General features: G+C 48.5%; 10 protein-coding genes. All 10 read left to right on the top strand.

The features are described from left to right. Positions 1-62: 62 nt before the first annotated feature. The 10 genes from DN748_RS11135 to DN748_RS11090 all read left to right on the top strand — a co-directional run bounded on the left by DN748_RS11135 (position 63) and on the right by DN748_RS11090 (position 19,150). Complete coding sequence (locus DN748_RS11135; protein WP_112371990.1) at positions 63-1,223, top strand: heparin lyase I family protein; 1,161 nt, start codon at positions 63-65, stop codon at positions 1,221-1,223. A gap of 265 nt (positions 1,224-1,488) precedes the next feature. After that, on the top strand, positions 1,489-4,653 hold the full coding sequence (locus DN748_RS11130) for a SusC/RagA family TonB-linked outer membrane protein (RefSeq protein ID WP_161554541.1): 3,165 nt from the start codon (positions 1,489-1,491) through the stop codon (positions 4,651-4,653). A 27-nt stretch (positions 4,654-4,680) separates the two neighbouring features. Continuing rightward, positions 4,681-6,393, top strand: a complete 1,713-nt coding sequence (locus tag DN748_RS11125; RefSeq protein WP_112371901.1) for a RagB/SusD family nutrient uptake outer membrane protein — start codon at positions 4,681-4,683, stop codon at positions 6,391-6,393. A gap of 27 nt (positions 6,394-6,420) precedes the next feature. Then, positions 6,421-7,881, top strand: coding sequence for a CBM96 family carbohydrate-binding protein (locus DN748_RS11120; protein ID WP_112371900.1), 1,461 nt, complete (start codon positions 6,421-6,423; stop codon positions 7,879-7,881). A 10-nt stretch (positions 7,882-7,891) separates the two neighbouring features. Next, positions 7,892-9,574, top strand: a complete 1,683-nt coding sequence (locus DN748_RS11115; protein WP_112371989.1) for a sulfatase family protein — start codon at positions 7,892-7,894, stop codon at positions 9,572-9,574. A 28-nt stretch (positions 9,575-9,602) separates the two neighbouring features. Next, entirely contained in the window at positions 9,603-11,105 is a 1,503-nt protein-coding gene (locus DN748_RS11110; RefSeq protein WP_112371899.1) for a sulfatase family protein, read from the top strand. A gap of 87 nt (positions 11,106-11,192) precedes the next feature. Continuing rightward, positions 11,193-12,584 (top strand): sulfatase family protein, encoded by a 1,392-nt coding sequence (locus DN748_RS11105; RefSeq protein WP_112371988.1) that lies wholly within the window; start codon positions 11,193-11,195, stop codon positions 12,582-12,584. A gap of 16 nt (positions 12,585-12,600) precedes the next feature. Further along, positions 12,601-16,821, top strand: coding sequence for a hybrid sensor histidine kinase/response regulator transcription factor (locus DN748_RS11100; RefSeq protein WP_201741468.1), 4,221 nt, complete (start codon positions 12,601-12,603; stop codon positions 16,819-16,821). A gap of 104 nt (positions 16,822-16,925) precedes the next feature. Further along, positions 16,926-17,867 carry an ROK family protein gene (locus tag DN748_RS11095; protein ID WP_112371898.1) on the top strand — a complete coding sequence of 314 codons (942 nt, stop codon included), beginning with the start codon at positions 16,926-16,928 and terminating at the stop codon, positions 17,865-17,867. Continuing rightward, a complete protein-coding gene (locus tag DN748_RS11090; protein ID WP_112371897.1) occupies positions 17,864-19,150 on the top strand; it encodes an MFS transporter in 1,287 nt (428 codons plus the stop codon). Before DN748_RS11095 ends, DN748_RS11090 begins: the two co-directional genes overlap by 4 nt. Positions 19,151-19,186: the final 36 nt, after the last annotated feature.

Raw genomic sequence — 19,186 nt, 5'->3', positions numbered from 1 at the left:
GCATTTGTATTACTCAGAAACCAACCGGAAAATTTCCGATTAAATTATTTAAATTCACCACGATGAAAAAATCAGTTTTATGGGCTACGGCAGGCTGTTTCCTGCTGTGTTCTGTTACGGTAACAAAAGGGCAGGAACAAGGCAAAGAACCTTTGACCCCACGTGTAAATATCCAGTCAGACACTGCAGCAAAAAGTGATATCATAGATAAACAATGGGTGGGCGTCGGCATAAACCGACCCTATGCCATTCAGCGTGATTACTCCTTGCCCTTTCAGGGAAAACCTTCCTATCGCTTTGAACTGAAAGGGGAAGACAATACGCTGGAAGGCTATGCCAGGGGAACGACCAAGGGAAGGGCCGAACTTTCGTATTGTTATGCCACAAGTGATGATTTTAAAGGCCTTCCGGCAAGTGATTACGAGCATGCTGGCAAAATGAAAACGGTATATCATCACGGGAAGGGGATAAGCCCGCAGGGAGCATCCATGAGTTATACTTTTTCAGTGTTTATTCCTTCCTCCTTACCGAAGGATGTATCTGCCATTTTTGCCCAGTGGCACGGTATGCCTTCCAGAAGGCTGGTTTCTACCCCGGAGGGAGAAGTGAAAATGCTGAGTGCAGACGAATTTCTCTCCATGTATGACAGGATGATCTTTAAAAAGAACATCGCTTACGATAAAATAGCAAAAAAGGACCGGAACGGGGAGGTCACCTATAAAACGGGAAAACCCAATGGCTGGCTTATAGAACAGGGAGGCTATCCTCCGCTGGCATTTGGTTTTTCTAACGGCTATTTTTATATCAAGGCCAATTCGGATAAAAAATGGCTCACCGACAAGACCGACAGGTGTAATGCCAACCCCGCCAAAACACCGGTCATGAAACCCGTTACTTCCAGGTATAAGGCTTCTACCATAGTGTATAAAGAACCTTTTGCGGAATTTCCCAAGGACCAATGGATCACCTTTGATATCGATATAGACTGGACCGTTTACGGTAAAGAGGCAAACACGGTGGTAAAACCGGGCCGCATAAATATTGGTATGATCTATACCGATAAGGGAAAAGAAATAACCAGGCAACTTGCGGATAATGCGGAAATCCTTATAGGAAGAAATGATGAAGATGGTTATTATTTCAAATTCGGCATCTATCGTGTAGGGAACAGTACGGTTCCCGTAATATATAATCTTGCCGGGTATAAAGAAACCCCTCGTTGAGGGTATGTGCCCCGTTTACCTGTTTCGGTGAAGTGCCGGGATACAGGTCATACTTCTGTCAGAACCCCGAACCAGCCTGTGTATTCGGCAATGTAGTAAGCCCTGAACCTGCCGCTGTGAAGAGGTAACGGTCTCTTCCTCCCTTATACCTGCTTATTGTGCGGATATTTCAACGAAATCAAAACGATTTTAAACAAAACTTTAACGTCTCTTTTGAGGTTAACTCTATGTTTGTTAGGGAAAAATGAACCAAACACTATATTTTATGAAACACATATCCTATTTGAAGAATTTGTTCTGGAGTAGTTCCAGGCCTCTTTTTTCCTTATTATTGATACTGTCCCTGAATATTGTGGTATACAGCCAGGAACAGGCGGAAATAAGCGGGAAAGTAGTTAGTGAAGATGGAATGCCCATGCCCGGGGTTACGGTAACGGTCAGAAATACCACCAGGGGGGTGATCACTGATTTTGACGGACTGTATACCATATCACTGGAAGGTGAAAATGATATACTGGTCTTCAGTCACCTCGGGTATATCACGCAGGAAGTACCCGCATCCGGAAAAGACCAGGTGAATATTACTTTGATAGAAGATGTGTCCAAACTGGATGAAGTAGTTGTTATCGGGTATGGTCAGGCCAGAAAACGGGACCTTACCGGGGCTACAGGCTCCGTAGATGTGGAGAGTGTGGCCAAGGCGCCGGTGGGATCGTTTGACGATGCCCTTGCGGGAAGGGTGGCCGGGGTGCAGGTCACTTCCAGCCAGGGACGTCCGGGTTCTGGTTCTTCCATTAAAATCAGGGGAACAGGGTCCCTGACACAGTCCAATTCTCCCCTGTATGTCATAGACGGGTTTCCGGTGGAAGATTTTGATCCGTCTACCATTGCACAATCCGATATTGAATCGATGGAGATCCTCAAAGGCCCCTCTGCAGTAGCCATATATGGTTCCAGGGGGGGTAACGGGGTCGTCATGATCACTACCAAAGGCGGAGTTGCCGGAAAAACCGAAGTGAGTTATGACATGTTTTACGGTATTGAAAATATCACCAAGAGGATAGATGTGCTCAGCCCTTACGATTTTGTAGACCTGCAATACGAAATAAATGCCCAGAATGCCGACCGTAAATATGGCCCTCTGAGCCTGTACCGGAAGGAAGACGGTTCCAGTATAAAAGGAATAGACTGGCAGGAGGAAGTATTCAACCAGACCGAGGTGCAAAGTCACTCTGCTACGGTAAGCGGAGGCAGTGAAGAAACAAAGTACAATCTGTCGTTTTCCAATTATAAGGGAGAGGGACTTTTGGAAAACAGCGGTTTTGAACGTACCTACCTGAAATTAAAGCTGGATCAGAAAATATATGATAATTTAAAGGCCGGGGCCAATATCTCATACACCAAAACCGGGATAACCGGAGCCCATACGTCTACCAATATCCTTGACCCGAGTGTCGAAGGAGGGGCCAGTAATGCGCGTTTCAACCTGCTGAAGGATATCGTTCAGGGGAGGCCGACAGGGGGATTGTTCTATACCAACGAAGACCTGATCAACATGCCGGAAGATCCGGATACCGAAGAAGGGGCCCCCATCAGTAACCCCATAGTAAATTCCCGTACACAGGTGAGGGAAGATGACAGGCATACCTTCAGCTTTAACGGGTACCTGGAATACAGTATACTCAAGGATCTGGATTTCAGGGTTATGGGCGGACTGCGCAAGGTGTTCAGGAAACGGGGAAGTTTTGATGAAAAGAACAGCGCCTTTGAAAGGAGAAATGGCTTTACCAGGGGGACCATCATACAACAGGAAGCTACTAACATGCTGTTGTCCACAACCTTGTCCTATAAAAGGAAAATAGGCAAGAAACATCGTTTCTCGGGACTCCTCGGATTTGATTATCAGAATGCCGAAGATTATTATACCGAAGCTTCGGGAAGTGTTTTTCCCGAGCCCAACCTCGGGCTGGATAATATAGGCGCGGCTACCGAGGCGGGTTTTCCCGCTTCGTCCAAAAGCCCTACCAACAAGTTGATATCCTACTTTTCCCGTGTAAATTATACTTATGACGACAGGTTCCTGTTTACCGCCACGGTAAGAAGAGACGGGTCTTCCAGGTTCGGAAAGAATAAAAAGTTCGGTCTGTTCCCCTCACTGTCCGGTGCCTGGAGGTTTTCCCAAGAATCCTTCCTGCTTGGGTCTGATGTCTTAAGCGATGGAAAACTAAGAGTAGAGTGGGGGCAGGTAGGGAACAACCGTATTCCCGCATTTGTGTCTTCCGCACTCCTGAGTACCACAACATACGGAATGGAAAACGGTATTGCCGCCGGGGTGCGGCCGGCCAACCTTGCAAACCCGGACATACAATGGGAAACCCAGCAACAGGTAGATATAGGGCTTGATATAGGATTGCTCGACAATCGCGTGCTGTTTACTGCAGACCTGTACCGCAAAGATTCCAGGGACCTGTTACTGAGGGCCCCGACCCCTGCAACGGTGGGCGTAAGCAGTGTATACAGGAATATAGGAAAGATCAGGAACGAAGGTCTCGAACTGGCATTGAGTACCGTGAATATAGATAATGAACTGCGGTGGACCTCCGATTTTAATATCTCTTTCCCGAAGAGCAAGACCCTCGGGCTGGTGGAAAACGACACCTTGTACAGCAGTTCTTCCTGGTATAACAATACCCCGAGCCAGGACCCCTATGTCAACGACTTTATCACCGTAGTGGGACAGCCTTTCGGACGGATGTACGGCTTTAAGGACGACGGTATTTACAGGGCGGATGACTTTGATGAGTCGGGGGCACCATATGTGGATGTGGCTTTCGGTGAGGCCAGCCCGGGGCATAGAAAATATGTAGACGTCAATGGAGATGGCGTGATCAATGATGACGACAAAGTGGTTCTCGGTAATCCCAACCCGGTTTTTTTCGGAGGGTTTAATAACACATTTTCCTATAAGGGCTTTGACCTGAGTGTGTTTCTTCAATGGTCGTACGGTAATGATGTGTACAATGCAAACCGGGTATTGTGGACCTCCAACCTGAAAAGTGTCCGGAACTTTATCCCTGAAATCGTAAACCGGTGGCGGGCAGACAATACCGAGGAACAAAACAATGCCGCAACCTTCAGGACCATAGACGACAATACCCAGGTGCTTACCAGCCAGTACATAGAAGACGGCTCTTACCTCAGGTTAAAAACAGTATCACTGGGATACAGGATCCCCGAAGAATGGTTAAACAAAATGTTTATCAAAAGACTGAGAATTTATGTGACAGCACAGAACCTTGTTACGTGGACCAGCTATACGGGGTATGACCCGGAAGTGAGTACAAGGGGTAACGGTCTGACCTCCGGGGTGGATTTCGGAGCCTATCCGAGGAGCAGGACATTTGTAGGAGGGATCTCCGTTGCATTTTAAACCATTCCTAATTTTTAAAACTTGAGTATGAAGACAATATTGAATAAGAAGAGTGTACTCCGGGTTATTATCCCCGTATTAATGCTCTTTGCAATTACCGGATGTGAGAAGGACCTGGAAGAAGAAGTGTATTCCGATTTTACAGGAGACAATTTTTTTACGGATGTCAACTCGGCCGAACTGGGCCTGATGGGGGTATACGACGTACTGGGCACGGAAGACCTGTACGGAAGAGGATACTTACTGTATTTTCATTCCGGGACCGACCTCGAGCGGTACTGGCGTCAGAACAGGGGGCTGGACGATGATATGCTGGCCAATTACCAGATACAGGAGAACAACGGATGGATAGGACAGGTATGGACAGCCTTTTACGACGGGATAAACAGGGCCAACCTGGTCATTGACAGGGTTACGGCATTACGCGACAGGCAGGCGGAGATCGAAGATCCTTCAGACGAGGAAACGGCAGACCTGAATGCCTATAATAATATCCTGGGAGATGCGTATTTCCTTCGAGGTTTTATGTATTTCCAACTGGTGAAAAACTGGGGAGATGTACCCCTCAGGTTGAGTTCGGAGATATCTCTGGACGAATTACAGTCGCAAAGGGCCCCGAAAGAAGAAGTATATCAGCAGATAGAGGCCGATATGCTTCAGGCCATCGCATATCTGCCCCCCGCCTCGGCAGTAAAATCTGCGGGAAGAATTAATAAGGGAGCTGCACAGGGCATCCTGGCCCGTATTTATCTCAATTGGGCAGGGTACCCCGTGCAGGATACATCGAAATTTGAAAAAGCGGCAGAACAGGCCTGGGCCGTGGTGTCCGGTGGTGAACACCAGTTAAACACGACCATAGCACCCGTAGGGATCGGCGGAGATTTTGACCAGCCCTTTCCACAGGTTTTCCGCAACCTGGCCGAAAAAGTATACGACCTGAGATCGAGTATGTGGGAGGTGCATTTTTCCTTTCAGGGAAGTACAAGGGGAGATGCCAGTACCGTAGGCGTATGGCACGGAGTCCAACAGGCCGATAATTCCAGTTATGGCCGCGGGGCCCCGAGAAGATATCCCCTGCCTACGTTTTTTGATTCGTATGAAGAGGGAGACAGCCTGAGAAGGGACTGGACCATTGCACAATTCGAAATTAACAATGACGATGAATTCGTACCGCTGCAGCGGCAACAATTGAAATGGGGAGCGGGAAAATTCAGGAGATACCTGATAGGGTCAATATCACCCGATAAGAATTACGATATCATGAACTGGCCGGTTATCCGGTATGCCGACGTACTTTTAATGTTGGCAGAAAGTGTTAATGAAACCGTGATGAACGGCGGTACATTACCTCCCGGAGTAACTATAAATAATGCCTATGAAGCCATTAACCAGGTGCGAAGGAATGCCCGTGCCCTGAACCCTGATGCCCCCGATGCGGAAGTTGATCTTAGCGGTGGTCCGGGTGAGCAGTTCCGTCAGCAGATCAGGAATGAGAGGAAATGGGAGCTGGCTTTTGAGAACCTCAGGAAACCCGACCTGGTAAGATGGGGTATACTGGTCGAGACCGTAAAAGAGACCGGGACCAAAATGGTAGCCCAGGGCTTTGATAAGGAAACGGACTATCTTCCGGCCTATAATATACAGGATAAGCATGTGTTACTGCCCATTCCTTTCTCCGCGGAGATCAGCCAGAACCCGGCAATTCTCGAAACGGACCCGACCAATAACGGGTACAGATAAATGTCAAGCAAATAAAAATCAGTGAATATGAAGATCACAGCTATATATAATCAAAACACACCGGGATTTATACCGGGATGCGTACTGGCACTCCTGTTATTGCTACTGGTTTCCTGCGGAACAGATGATAGCCCCAGTTACGGAATGGACCGTGAACCCGGGGCAGCCATAGGATTTCTAAAAGATACCGCAGTGGTAAGGGAAGGAGAAACCTCTGCCGAAATACAGGTGGGGGTATCCAAAAGGTTGTTCAACAGCGTGTCCTTTGAAATTGTGGCAGACAGTTCGGATGTGGAAGGCGACGTGTTTATGCTACCGGGAGATAGCATGGACAGCCTCTTTTCCATCAAGCCGGACCAGGAGATAATGAGTTTTGTCTTTGTTCCTGCAGATGACGGGGAATACAACGGCGATAAGGATGGGATCAGGAAGGTAAAAGTGCTCCTGAAGAACCTGGAGGGGGAAGGGGCTTTTCTCATAGCATCCAATAAAGGTTCCAGGGACGACAACAACCAGATATTTGCCGAACTCACCATTGACGTACTGGAGAACGAACCCATACCGCCTTTTATCCAGTTTGCCGCAGCTGAGGGGGTTGTTCAGGAAAACAGCACCGAACCGGCCAGAGTAAGCCTGGAATTATCGGAGGCGACATCATTATCCGGAACACTGGGTATCAAAGTGAGTGGTACCGCCGTACCCGAAACAGACTTTACCACAGGAATTTCCCTGAGCGACGGGTATATGCAGGTGCCTTATGCTGCGGGGACTACCGGTATTGAATTTGAGATCACCCCGGTAGATAACGGGGCCATAGAAGGCAACAAAACGGTAGTACTGCTACTCGATGATATGGGAAAGAACCTGTTCCCCGGCAATATTCTGGAGTACGAACTGGAGATCGTGGATGACGATCTGCCGACAAAAGTATCTGAAATTATCGTAGAGGCCGACGCCTGGACCCGGGGCAGGAATGGTTCCGGTAATTCGGATGACAACGGAGGGGACAAGACGAGCCTGGTGGTCAGTGACGGTAATTCGGATAATGATTTTCGCGAATGCTATTTTAAATTTGACCTGGAAGGTATAGATCCCGGACGGATCATTGATGCCCAGGTCGTGTTGACCACTATCAGGGAAAGCAACTGGAAAAATGCGGAAACCAATTACGGAGGCCCTACTACCCAGTCCTTGTTTTATGTAAGCGATGATTCGTGGGGAGAAATGACGGTTACCGCCAATACCAAACCGGCATCGGAAACAACGCCCCTGGCTACTTATACCAGCAACTATCTCATAGGCAGCAGCGCTGATTCGGGTATAGAACACAAATTTGATGTTACCGACAAGTTGCAGACGGAAACAGACGGAAAACTATCGGTGAGGCTTACCACGGTAAACACCCTGGGGCAGCGGTTATTCTATGGCTCGAGAGAAACCGGGGACGAAGTGGCGCCGAAACTGATTATCACCGAGAGGATGGACTAACAGGATGAACATGAAAACTCTCAATAGTTACGGCATAGTGGTTTTACTGCTTTTTATGGCGGCGTGTAAAGAGGCTGGCAAAAAGGGAGCAGAGGAGAAAAAGCCGAATATTATTTTCATCATGACCGATGACCATACCACACAGGCCATAAGTGCTTATGACCAAAGGTATGTTTCCACCCCGCACATCGACCGTATTGCTGAAGAAGGTATTCTTTTTAAGAATTGTTTTGTGACCAATTCGATATGCGGCCCGTCCAGGGCGGTCATTCTCACAGGTAAATACAGTCATATAAACGGGCTTACCGATAACTCGAAGGTATTTGACAGTACCCAGGTGATCTATCCCCAGCTCCTTAAAAAAGCAGGGTACCAGACCGCCATGATCGGAAAGTGGCACCTGGGGTCGGCCCCGGTAGGGTTTGACTATTACAGTATCCTGCCCAACCAGGGGCAGTATTACCGCCCTGATTTTATAGAAAACGGGAAACGTATTACCGAAGCGGGATATGTAACGGATGTTGTTACCGATAAGGCCATCGGGTTTCTTGAAAGCAGGGATAAGGACAAGCCTTTTCTGATGATCTATCAGCAAAAGGCACCGCATCGCAACTGGATGCCTGCCACACGGCACCTCGGGATGTTTGACGACGTGACTTTTCCCGAACCCGGTAACCTGCTTGACAATTTCAGCGGCAGGGGAAGGGCGGCCAAAGAACAGCTGATGAATATTTCGACGGATATGATGGAAGCCTGGGATCTCAAACTGGCAACGGCACGGGAGCTCGACTCCCTGACCGGGATTGCTGCCGGGCATCGGTTCGGGGATACCAAAGAGGACGACTTCGAACACGCCAATGATAAATCTACGGACAAGGCGAGGTTCCTCGAGGTATATAACCGGATGACCGGTGAAGAAAAAGCGGCGTGGAGCAAGGTGTATGACAGGCGGGTCGCAGAGTTCGAACGGCTCCGCCCGGAGGGAGACGACCTGGTACGGTGGAAATACCAGCAATACATGAAAGACTACCTGGCGTGTGTGGTAGCTGTGGATGAAAATGTAGGCCGGCTTATGGATTACCTGGAGAAGCAGGGAGAACTGGATAATACCATTATAGTGTATACCTCGGATCAGGGCTTTTTCCTGGGGGAACACGGTTTTTTCGACAAGCGTTTTATGTATGAAGAGAGCCTGCGTACCCCATTGATGATCCGGTATCCGGAAAAAATAGCTGCAGGTACTGTATCTGATGCACTGGTGATGAACCTTGATTTTGCACCTACCTTCCTGGATTATGCGGGGATAGAGATCCCGGAAAGCATGCAGGGGGCATCCATGAGGCCTGTCATGGACAATTCCGGAAAGGCCCCTGGAAACTGGCGTAAGGCAATGTATTATCACTACTATGAATATCCGTCATGGCATATGGTAAAAAGACATTACGGCATCAGGACGGAACGGTATAAGCTGATCCGTTTTTACAATGATATCGATGAGTGGGAGCTATACGACCTGCAGAATGACCCGAAGGAAATGAACAATCTCTTTCACCATCCCGAATACCGGCAGGTAGTGGAAAAGCTAAAAGAGCAACTGAAGGAACTACAGCTCAGATATAAGGATACTGATCCGACTGAAAGAGATACCGTCAGTGATAAACACTATCAAAGCCGCCAACCTGACAGTAACTAAGAACTAAGAGCTAATAAACTAAATGAGAATGAAAACAGTTACACTGAGTATTACAGCTTCTTTGCTGATACTTCTCACGGCCTGTATCTCAAACGGGAAAAAGAAGGAAGCCCGGGCAGAACCGAGACCCAATATCCTGCTGTTGATGTCTGACAATCACAACTGGGACCACCTCGGGATCTATGGTGATAAAGTGGTGAAAACACCGAATATCGATAAAGTGGCCCGGCAAGGCGTCCGTTTTAACAATGCTTTCTGTAATTCACCTTCCTGCACCCCGGCCCGTGCCTCCATGCTTACGGGGCAGGACATCTGGAGGATTGAAGACGGGGCCAACCTGTGGGGCATACTTCCCGTAAAGTTCGAGGTCTATCCGGATATACTGGAAGCGGCCGGCTACCAGGTAGGGTTCGACGGTAAAGGCTGGGGCCCGGGAAGCTATGAAGCCAATGGCCGGCCGCGGAACCCCGGGGGAAACAGGTATGATGATTTTAACACCTTTCTCAAGTCTAAAAAAGAGGGACAACCCTGGCATTACTGGTTTAACAGTCTTCACCCGCACCGTCCCTACGAGGTAGGTTCGGGCCAAAAAGCCGGGATCGACCTTTCGCGGATAGAAGTTCCTCCCTATCTTCCGGATACCGGAGATGTTCGTTTGGATATGGCAGATTACTATGCGGCCATACAACTTTTCGACCAGGAAGTGGGAGCCATCATGGAAGCGTTGAAAAACAGCGGCGAACTGGACAATACCATAGTGGTAATATGCAGTGATAACGGGTGGCAGATGCCCAGGGGGCTGGCCAATTTATACGATTTCGGAACACGCGTTCCCCTGATCGTGTACTGGCCGGAGAGACTAAAGAAAAATGGGTCCCTGGAAAACCTGGTTACCCTGAAAGACCTGGCCCCTACCTTCCTCGATGTGGCCGGTGTGGATATTCCTGAATATATGACGGGTAAAAGCCTGCTACCGCTGTTCGAAGATAAGGAGTATACAAAAAGGGATTTTGTAGTGTACGGGAGAGAACGCCATGCTTTCGTAAGGCAGCACGGACTGGGATACCCCGGAAGGGCCATTAGGACCCGCGACTTTCTGTATATACGGAACTATGAGCCGTCGCGCTGGCCGGCAGGAGACCCGCCCCTGTACGGGGATGTAGATCCGTATATGCTGAACTATCCCGGTCCGGCGAAATTCTATATCCTGAAAAACAAGGACAAACCGTCTGCCCGGAAAGCCTTTGATCTGGCCTTTGCCAAAAGACCGGCAGACGAATTGTACGACATAAAGAACGATCCTTATCAGTTGCACAATCTCGCTGCAGACCCGGAGTATGCGGCATTGAAGGACTCACTGTTGTCCCGGATGGTAACGTATTTAAGGTCGACCGGCGATCCCCGGGAAACAGGGGGAAAAATAATATGGGACGATACCGAATATTTTAGTGAAATTGACAAGACCCCCAGGCCGAGTGAAGAAGCGATACGGATATTTGACCTGGATAGTATATATAACTACCTGGAGTAGCGAAAACGATTTGTAGTACTGTTTTATGTTTTTATATTGGGACATCAAAGAGATATTCCCTGTAGAACCGATAATTACAGCTTTAATATGAGAATATGTATCTTTATAAAAAATATACTGCCGGTAATACTGTGTTTGGTATGGTGGGCAGACGGTTTCGGGCAGCAAGGTACCGGCAGGCCCAATGTTCTGGTTATTATGACCGATCAGCAGACAGCCACGGCTATGGAGGCCGCCGGGAATACCTATCTCAGCACCCCGAATATGAACTGGCTTGCACGTCGCGGTGTCCGCTACTCCCGGGCGTATTGTGCCCAGCCGCTGTGTACCCCTTCGAGGGTAAGCATGTTTACGGGGAGAATGCCGCATGAAACAGGCATTACGATAAATGCAGGCCCCGGAGACAAACTTTCCCGGCAGTGGGAAATGCTGGGCAAAACCGTGCATAAGGCAGGATACCGGACAGGATATGTAGGGAAATGGCATATGCCGGTGGATATTGCCGACAAGGAGCACCACGGCTTTGATTATATAGAGAATACCAGCAGGAGCGACTGGAAAGATGCCTCCATACCATCGTATGCAGCGCGTTTTTTAAAGGAGCATAAAGATGAGCCCTTCTTTCTTGTCACTTCTTTTGAAAACCCGCACGATATATGCGAATGGGCCAGGGGAGACGAACTCCGTTCGGATGAGTTGACCAATGCCCCGGCACCCGAAGCATGTCCGCCGCTTCCCCCGAATTACGCTATACCCGATCTCGAGCCCGATATTGTCAGGGCACAGCAGGTAGACTTTAAGACCTATCCTACCGTAGACTGGTCGGAAGACCGGTGGCGGCAGTATCGCTGGGCATATTACCGCCTGGTGGAAAAGGTGGATTATTATATCGGCAGGGTCATAGAATCATTGAGAAGAAATAACCTGATAGACAATACTGTCATTATTTTTACCAGTGATCACGGAGATGGAAATGCCGCACATAAGTGGAACCAGAAACAGGTGCTCTACGAAGAATCTGTCCACGTTCCGTTTATTATCACGGGCCCCGGAGTACGCCAGGATGTAACAGCAGAGCTGTTGGTCAACACCGGGCTTGACCTGTTCCCGACGGTATGTGATTTTACCGGGGCAGAACTGCCTTCCGGGCTAAGAGGTATAAGCCTGAAACCGGAAGCAACGGGAGATAAAACCGCGATATCCCGTCCGTTTATCATTGCGGAAACCGAATTTGCCCTCAACGATAAATCTCTCGGCATAAGGGGCCGGACGATCATAACGGATCAATACAAATACATTGTGTACGACAAGGGAGAGCTAAAAGAACAATTGTTTGATCTCGCCGCTGATGGGGGAGAGATGAACAACCTGGTCTTCTCCCGGGAACACCAGGAAATACTTTCCGCACTTCGCAGGCAATTGTCGGGATGGTGCGGGGAAACAGGAGATAATTTTGATGTGGAAGGCATCACCAGATAACCAGATATTGACCGGAATGAACAAGCGAGGAGAACGCCTGGAACCCGTACCGGGACACCATACGGGTTTTGTAAACACGACAGCGCGTTGTCGTAGCGTACTGTTTATGAAAACACGTATGTATACCCTTTACCTGCATATGGTGTTGGTATTGATCTTCCTGCTGCCACAGGGTAACTACGGCAGGGCTTCGGTGCAAAGGGACAGTCTCGAAATGCGGTATTTCCGGAGTATTTCCGTAGACGACGGGCTTTCTCAAAGTACGGTGTTCAGTATAGTACAGGGGGCACTGGGATTTATATGGATGGGTACCCAGGACGGGCTTAATCGTTATGACGGCAGGTCTTTTACCACGTACCGGCCTGCCGACGGAAATGCAGCAAGCCTGCAGTCGGCCTATATCCGATCGCTTTTCAGGGACAGCCGCGACAGGTTGTGGATAGGAGGCAACAAGGGGGTGAGCAGGTATAATTATACTTCTGATGATTTTACCAATTTCACATTGCCATATAAATCGGGAGAGTGGTTTATTTCGTCGATGACCGAAGATGAGAACGGGGTCTTGTGGGTAGGGTCAAACAGCGGGCAAATCTTCTACCTGAAAGAGGGAGCGCCCCGTTTTGAACAGCTGAAATTCAATGAGGTCAGCCTCAATATACACCGTATCAATGCATTGTTGTGGAAAGGTGATCTGCTCTATATAGGTACTGATGAAGGCTTGTTCAGCTTTCAGCCCGGTACGGCAATGCTCCGGGCCGTTCATCCGGAAAACCTCACTTTTATGGTCAACGACCTGCTGCCGGATGAAAACAGGCTGTGGATAGCAACCGAAGAAGGAGGCCTGCTGTGTTACGGGGATCAGGACGAATCGTGGAAACAGTACCTCCACAGAACAGGAGACCCGAATTCCCTGGCCGACAATACCGTGAGAAGTATTAAAATGGATAACGAAGGTTTCCTGTGGATCGGAAGCTTCCGGGGGCTGTCTATCCTGGATACCGGTAAAGGCAGCTTTACCAATTACTATCATTCCTCTGCAGTACCGTATACCATCAGTCAGAATTCCGTGCGCTCCATTTACAGGGACAAGCAGGGAGGCATGTGGCTCGGAACCTATTACGGGGGCGTAAATTATTATCACAGGAACGATATAAAATTTAACCTCCTGAATTTTAACAGCGGTACCGTGGCTTTGAACGACCAGGTAGTCAATGTGATCAGGGAAGACAGCAAGGGAAATTTCTGGATAGGTTCCAATGACAAGGGACTGAACTACTGGGACCGGAAAAAGAACAGGGTAAGGTTTTACTCCCACGATGAAACGGTACAGGGGTCCCTGAGCTCGAATAACATCAAGGCCATTGTCTTTGATGAAAAAGAAAATCTGCTGATAGGGACCCACAATGCCGGGCTCAATTATTTCAACCCGGTTACGGGAAAGAATATCAAGTATAAGCATGTTCCCGATGATCCGGAAAGCATTTCGGGTAATATGGTCTATGCCCTGCTGAAAGACCACAGTAATAGAATATGGGTCGGAACCCGGAGCGGTCTCGACCTGTTTGATCCTTCCCGGGGAACATTTTCGCATTTTTACCTGGACAAGGTAGGCAACCGGCTTACTTCCGATCAGATCACCTATATGCTGGAAGATACCCGGCACAGGATATGGATCGGAACCACGCAGGGGGTGAATATTTTCTATCCCGATAAGATGCTTTTCGATCCTTTGAAGGGTACCGAAGGGGGGGAAGCGCTGAATAAGGACGTGGTAACCTGTATCGCTGAAGACGGAAAAGGACGTATATGGATAGGTACACGTAACGGACTGAGGTGTTACGATGAGAAAGAGGGCTTTACGGTATACAATACTTCAGACGGACTCCCGAACAATGTTATTTACGGGATACTTGCGGATGAAGAGGGGGCCCTGTGGATATCTACCAACAACGGGTTGGCACGGTTTGATCCCGACAGCCGGCAGGTGCAGCTTTTCGATCATAAAGACGGCTTGCAGAGTAACCAGTTCAACTTGCATGCCTTTTATAAGGCATCGGACGGTATGATGCTTTTCGGGGGGATAAACGGGGTCTCCTATTTTTACCCGGAATTGATCAGGCAGGAACCGCTGAAGCTGGAAATAACCTTTACAGGGCTGGATATCTATAACGATCGCGTAAATCCTGAAAATGAAAATCCTACCCTGAACAGGCATATCAACGAGGTAAAAAAAGTAGTGTTCGAACCCGATCAGAAACAGTTTACCTTCTACTTCAATGCTTTCAACTATATTTCTCCCAATAAGATAACCTACCTGTATAAACTGGACGGGTATGACCAGCAATGGCAAACCACCGAGGAAACCCCCAGGGCTTCATATGCCAACCTTCCGGCGGGTACTTACCACCTGCAGGTTCGTGCCGTAGGCCCTAAGGGGGGACGCAGTGCTGTACGTGCCATAGCGGTCAGCGTACTTCCTTACTGGTGGAACTCCGGCTGGTTTTATGTTTTGCTGGCAGTAGTATTTGTAGCGGGAGTCTATATAGCTTACCGGGTAGTCACCGAGCGGCTGCGTACGCTTCACCAGTTGAAAATAGAGCGGATAGAAAGGGAAAAAAGTGAGGCTGTCAATAAAATGAAGATGGAGTTCTTTACCAATGTGTCGCACGAGTTCAGAACCCCCTTAACACTGATTCTCGCCCCGGTAGAAGAAATACTGAACAATACCTCTGTAGACAAGTTTGTCAAAAAACAATTGCATCTTATCATGCTGAATACCAAAAGACTGTTGTTTCTCGTAGACCAGCTGATGGATTTCAGGAAAGTGGAACTCGGCTCTTTCCACCTGAACAAAAGTACAGCCGACCTGGTGGGGTTTACACATGATATTTATACCAGTTTTGCCCCGCTTTCCAATAAAAAGAACCTTAAATACACCTATCGTACCACAGAGGCCGAGCTAATGGCGACATTTGACAAGGACAGTATTAAAAAGATCTGTTTCAATCTCCTTTCCAATGCCTTTAAGTTTACCCGGGAAGGGGGAAGTGTAGAATTTAAGCTATCCCGTTCGGAAGATGGGTATGCGGTGATGGAAATAAGAGATTCGGGCATAGGTATTGCAGAAGATCTCCAGGAACGCATTTTTGAAAGGTTCTACCAGGTAAACAGGAGTGAGAACGGGCTGGGGTCAGGTATCGGCCTGGCACTTACCCGGCGGTTGGTAGAGGAGCACAATGGCTTTATAGAGGTGAAAAGTTGCCCTGAAAAGGGGGCGTCCTTTATCGTAATGCTTCCCCTGGAGCAAACAGGTGATGCAGGTGATAAAAAAGATGACGGGGAACCGCTGAAAGAAGAGATCAAACTGCTGAATGAAAGGAATGAGATGGAATTCGACGACCTGGTACAGGAAGAAGACCAAAGGGAAAAACTACTGATCGTTGAAGACAATATAGAGATCGTCAATTACCTGGAAGAATACTTTGCGAAGCACTATGCCGTAGTTACGGCATCCGATGGCAGGGAAGCCCTGGACATCATCGGCAACATATATGTCGATATGGTGGTTTGTGACATTATGATGCCGGAAATGGACGGTTTTACCTTTTGCAAAAAGATCAAACAGAATATCCGGACCAGCCATATACCGGTTATTCTCCTGACGGCAAAAAAAGAGCTCGACCAGCAGATCGAGGGTTTTGAAACGGGCGCCGATGATTATGTGACCAAGCCGTTCTCGATCAGGTTGCTGCATGCCAAGATTGAAAATATTATAAAATCCAGAAAACGGCTCAGGGAATACTATGCCAGAAGTAAAGAGGTGATCCCGGAAAATATAGCACATAACGAGAGAGACGAGGAATTCCTCAATGAAGCCTTGCACATCGTGGAGGAAAACATTGCGGAACCGGATTTTTCGGTAGAGGAATTCAGTAAAAAGATCGGGATGAGCCGTTCTAACCTCTACCTGAAATTCAAGGCTATTACGGGCGAATCGGCTACGGATTTCATCAAGAGGGTACGGTTTAACAAGGCCGTAAAACTCATAGAGTCCCAAAAATACACTACGGCACAGGTAGCCTATATGAGCGGGTTTAATTCACCGTCTTATTTCTCTACCAGCTTTAAGCAGTATTTCGGTTACATCCCTACGAAGCATATGGAACTGAAACAGGATAAAAGGGGAGGAGATCATGAGGTGACCACTTCGGAGGAGGAGCATAAACCTTTTCACTGATCAGGAGAAAGATCCTTTTTGAACAGGGCTTTCCGGTACCCGGGGACCCCTTCAGAAGATCACTACCGGTAAAGTAATACAATGTAATAAAACGTATAAGAGCTATGATTACAGATTATGCCGCAGGTATAGATGTAGGCGGAACATTCGTCAAGTATGCTTTTGCAGATCCGGAGGGAAATATCGGTTTCTCCTCAAAATTGCCGGTGAAAGAGCATGCATCGGTACAGGAGGTGATCTCATTGATCCGGCAGGCTATCGACGATTGCAGGAAACAGGTTGGCGAACGCGGCGGACGTTTGGTAGGTGCCGGAATAGGCTTTCCCGGTATCGTTTCTGACGGCATCGTAGTGGGCGGTGCGGACAACCTGACCGGATTTGATAACATCCCGCTTGCGGAGATCATCTCCCGACAAACAGGAATAAAAACCGTTGTTGCAGATAATGATGCCAATATGATGGGATGGGGAGAGGTAATGTATGGCTGTGCGGAACATATTTCGGATGCTGTTTTCCTGACGATCGGTACGGGTATCGGCGGGGCAATGATCGTAAATGGTGAAATATACGGCGGATACGGGAACAGGGGAGCCGAACTGGGACATATTATTGTAGAAAAAGGAGGGCTTGCCTGTTCCTGCGGAGGAACGGGATGCCTCGAAGCCTATGCCTCCACCAGAGCCCTGATTACCCGCTACGCCCGGGTCAAGGGGAAAGACAATACCGGGATAAGCGGGGAAATACTGGTCCGGGATTACCTGGACGGCGACCCGGAAGCCATAGCGGTAATGAACTGGCATTTTGACTATCTGGCTGCCGGTATAGCCGGCCTGGTCAATATTTTCAGTCCGCAAAGGGTGATCATAGGTGGGGGAATTGCACAGGCTGGCGACTTTTATATAGAGGCACTCAGGGCGCGCACCTCTGTATTGGCCATGAGAGATGCCATAGCCAACACCTTGATCGTAGCCGCGAAATTAGGAAACCTGGCGGGATGCCTCGGAAGCGCCGGCAGGGTCTTTTCATTAAAATCAGATTCAATATGAAACGAAGTAGACTGGTAGTAGTAGTCATCCTTTTGATATGGTTTGTGATATCGTTTGTCACTAATATCCTGGGGCCCTTGATGCCTGTAATCATCAAAACGTACAAACTGAGCCTTACCATGGCTGCATTCCTCCCGTTTTCTTTTTTTCTGGCATACGGAATTATGTCCATACCCGCAGGAATGCTCATAGAAAAAATAGGGGAAAAAAGGTCTATGTTAATAGCTTTTGGCCTGAATTTTACCGGGGCGGCATTATTTTCCTTTTACCCGTTGTATGAGATAGCTCTCATATCATTGTTTGCCATCGGGATGGGAATGGCCATGTTGCAGGTCATCATCAATCCGTTAATGAGAACGGCGGGAGGAGAAGAGAACTTTGCTTTTTATTCGGTAATGGGGCAACTCGTTTTCGGACTGGCTTCTTTCCTAAGCCCGTTTGTCTTTTCTTACCTGGTACGGACACTCTCGGAAAACCCCGGGGCCAATCTGTTGACCTCGGCTCTGGGCACACTGGTGGGCGACCATCCCGACTGGACTGCCCTGTACTGGCTTTTTACCCTGATCTTTGTCCTGATGTTCGCTCTTATATACCTGCTGAGGATTCCGGTTGTAAAGCTTAAGGAAGATGAGAAATCCGGGGCTTTGGAAACTTATATCATGCTGCTCGGGAAAAAGGAGGTTTTGCTGTTCTTTCTGGGTATCGTGGCTTATGTAGGTACAGAGCAGGCACTGGCCAACTGGATGTCTGAGTTTTTGAGTACCTATCACGGATTTGCACCGGAAGGTGAGGGTGCAAGGGCCGTAGGGTGGTTCTGGGGGCTAATGTCTGCCGGATGCCTGTTGGGGCTGGCCCTTTTAAAATTATGGGACTCCAGGGCAGTCCTGAAAGTTGCGGTGGTCTGTACGGCGATTGTCTTCAGTATGGCCGTCTTTGGCCCCGGTACAATGGCATTGTACACCTTTCCGCTTACCGGGTTCTTTATATCTGTCATGTTCTCCATTATTTTTTCCCTGGCATTGAATTCCATAAGCCTGCACCACGGTTCCTTTTCGGGGATATTGTGTTCCGGGATTTTCGGAGGGGCCCTTATCCCCTTGATCGTAGGGGCTCTGGGAGACTGGGTGGGACTGAGAACGGCCTATCTTTTTATATACCTGACCCTGGGATATATCTATTTCGTAGCCGTTTACGCCAGGCCGATAGTTGCCAATAAAACGCTGAGCCCCGGCGAGCTTTTCAGGAGAAAGGCCAAACCGGGCAGCCATCATAGCCGTGCCTGATATGCATAGACCGGTTGTGGAAAAGAGGTTGTTTTC

It is taken from the genome of Sinomicrobium soli (assembly GCF_003285545.1).
Lineage (GTDB): Bacteria > Bacteroidota > Bacteroidia > Flavobacteriales > Flavobacteriaceae > Sinomicrobium.
The sequence above is the reverse complement of the archived record's forward strand: the minus strand, read 5'-3'. Positions and strand labels throughout refer to the sequence as shown.